This window comes from Tianweitania sp., assembly GCF_032053605.1.
GTDB lineage: Bacteria > Pseudomonadota > Alphaproteobacteria > Rhizobiales > Rhizobiaceae > Tianweitania.
In genome coordinates, this window is sequence record NZ_DAMBUH010000195.1 from 1 (window position 1) to 2,462 (window position 2,462).

The 2,462-nt window shown below is 62.8% G+C and carries 1 protein-coding gene; it reads right to left on the minus strand.

Features of this window, described 5'->3' with window-relative positions:
• Positions 1-55: 55 nt before the first annotated feature.
• Complete coding sequence (glyS, locus tag RTX98_RS20630) at positions 56-2,404, minus strand: glycine--tRNA ligase subunit beta (protein WP_312798755.1); 2,349 nt, start codon at positions 2,402-2,404, stop codon at positions 56-58.
• Between the last annotated feature and the right edge of the window lie 58 nt (positions 2,405-2,462).

A 2,462-nucleotide genomic window follows, 5' to 3' on the forward strand; every position in this document is an offset into this window, starting at 1 on the left:
GGCCGGCAGCGAGTTCGGCGACGGCCCGCTCTATCGCCGCACGGTCCGACATCGATCAGCCCGCGATGCGCGAGAAGTCCGCGACCTGACCGGTGGCGGCGCGGATGCGCTGCAGCAGCGCGAGACGATTGGCCCGCACGCCTTCATCCTCATCGTTCACGAGAACGCCGTCGAAGAAGGCATCGACCGGTGCGCGCAACTGGCTCAACGCCTGCATGGCGGCGGAAAAGTCTTGGCGCTGAATCGCTTGCGCGGCGTCCTTCTCGGACTGATTTACCGCCGCAAACAGCGCTTCTTCCTGCAATAGCGTGAACTTTGCGGCATCCACGGCGTCGGCAACGTTGGTGCCCTTCTTTTCCTCAGCGGCGAGAATGTTCGCCGCACGCTTGGTGCCGGCCAGCAGGTTCTTGCCGTCTTCGGTGTCGAGGAAGGTGCCCAGCGCCTCGACGCGGCGGACGATCAGCAGCAGGTCGTCGTTGGCCGAATCCGTTGCGAGCACCGCATCGATCAAATCATGCCGCGCACCACGATCGCGGAGGTAGACCTTCAGACGATCGTGGAAGAAGGAAAGGAGGTCCAGGCTGTTCTGATTGACATGACGGCCTTTGTGGAACACGGACGCAATGGCACGGCCGATCGTCTGGATAGCACCAGCCGACTGGTCGGAAGGCGAAGGAACATTCTTTCCGACAAGCCCATCGTGCTGCTCCAGAAGCGGAAGCAGCTTCAGCTCTACACCATTCTCCACCAAGATCCGGATTACGCCCAGCGCAGCACGGCGCAGTGCATAAGGGTCCTTGCTCCCCGTCGGCTTTTCGTCGATCGCCCAGAAGCCGACCAGCGTGTCGAGCTTGTCAGCCAGTGCTACTGTCACCGAAACCGGATCGGTCGGCACATGATCGGACGGACCCTGCGGCTTGTAGTGCTCTTCGAGTGCTGCCGCGATCGACTGGCTCTCGCCCTGCAGCAGCGCGTATTTGCGTCCCATCACGCCCTGGAGTTCGGGGAACTCGCCGACAGCCTCGGTCGTCAGATCGGCCTTCGCCAGCACCGCCGCACGCTTGGCCTGCGCTGGGTCGGCGCCGATGATCGGGGCGAGTTCCTCCGCCAAGGTGGCGATACGGCTCACCCGCTCGCCTTGGGTGCCAAGCTTGGCGTGGAAGGTCACGTCCAACTTGTCGAGCCGCGCCATGCGCTGGTCAAGCGGCTTGGCGAGGTCGAGCCCGAATTTGTCGCTGGACGCGCGCAGCTCCTCCAGATCGGGCAGATCGGCCTGGTCGGTGTTCCAGAAATACAGCGCATCGGACAGGCGGGCGCGCACGACCTTGCCGTTGCCATGCACGATCTCCACCCCGCCATCGCTCGCCTCGATGTTGGAGGTCAGGATGAAGCGGTTGGCGAGTGCCACCTGGTTACCCTCCCCCTTGAAAGGAGGGGTTAGGGGTGGGGGTACTGAAGCATCGAGCGTGTCATGACCCCCACCCGAACCGTCGGTTCGACCTCCCCTCAAGGGGGAGGTTGAAGAACACACAAAGCACTTCTGGTTGGCGCGGATGGTGAGGCGGATCACCTCGCCGGGGATTTGCAGATAATCTTCTTCGAACTCACCCATCAGCACAACGGGCCATTCCACCAGCCCGGAGACTTCCTCGAGCAGCGCGTCGTCTTCAACCAGTTCCAAGCCGCTGGCGAAAGCGAGGTTGTTCGCGTCGTGGCGGATGATCTCCTTGCGGCGCTCGGCATCGAGCACGACCTTGGCGGCGAAGAGCTTGGCGACATAATCGTCGAAGCGCTTGACCTTGATCGCATCCGGCGCATGGAAGCGGTGGCCGTAGGTGGTGTCGCCGGAGCGGATACCATCGACCTCGAAGTCGATCACCACTGGCTCAGCGCCGGTTTCCGGCCCGAAGGTGCACAGGATCGATTGCAGCGGCCGAACCCAGCGCAAGGAACCCGGCTTTGCGGACGGCTTGCCCCAGCGCATCGACTTCGACCACGGGAAAGCGCGGATCGTGGCCGGCACGAGTTCAGCGATGATCTCCTCGGCGCTACGACCCGGCTTCACGAGATGCGCGACGTAGAAGTCGCCCTTCTTCGGGTCCGAATGCGTATGCGCCTGCGCAATATCGGTCAGGCCGGCCTTGCGCAAAAAGCCCTGCACGGCCGCATCGGGTGCCTTGGTGCTCGGTCCCTTGATCTCATCGCGCACATCCTTGGAACGCGCCGTCAGCCCGCGAATATCGAGGGTCAGCCGGCGCGGCGTCCAGTATTCCTGCGCGCCCTCATAGGTCAGCCCGGCCTCAACGAGACCATCGGTGATCATCTTCTTCAAGTCGCCCGCAGCCTTGCGCTGCATGCGAGCTGGGATTTCCTCGGATCGAAGTTCGAGAAGCAAATCAGGCATTATTTCACCAGCGCATCTGTTTTGCAGATGATCGAAAAGCGGTCGGAAAGTGCGGCGA

Bases quoted from the DNA above. Each gene is read 5' to 3' on its own strand.
- glyS (WP_312798755.1), bottom strand. From the start codon at position 2,404: ATGCCTGATTTGCTTCTCGAACTTCGATCCGAGGAAATCCCAGCTCGC.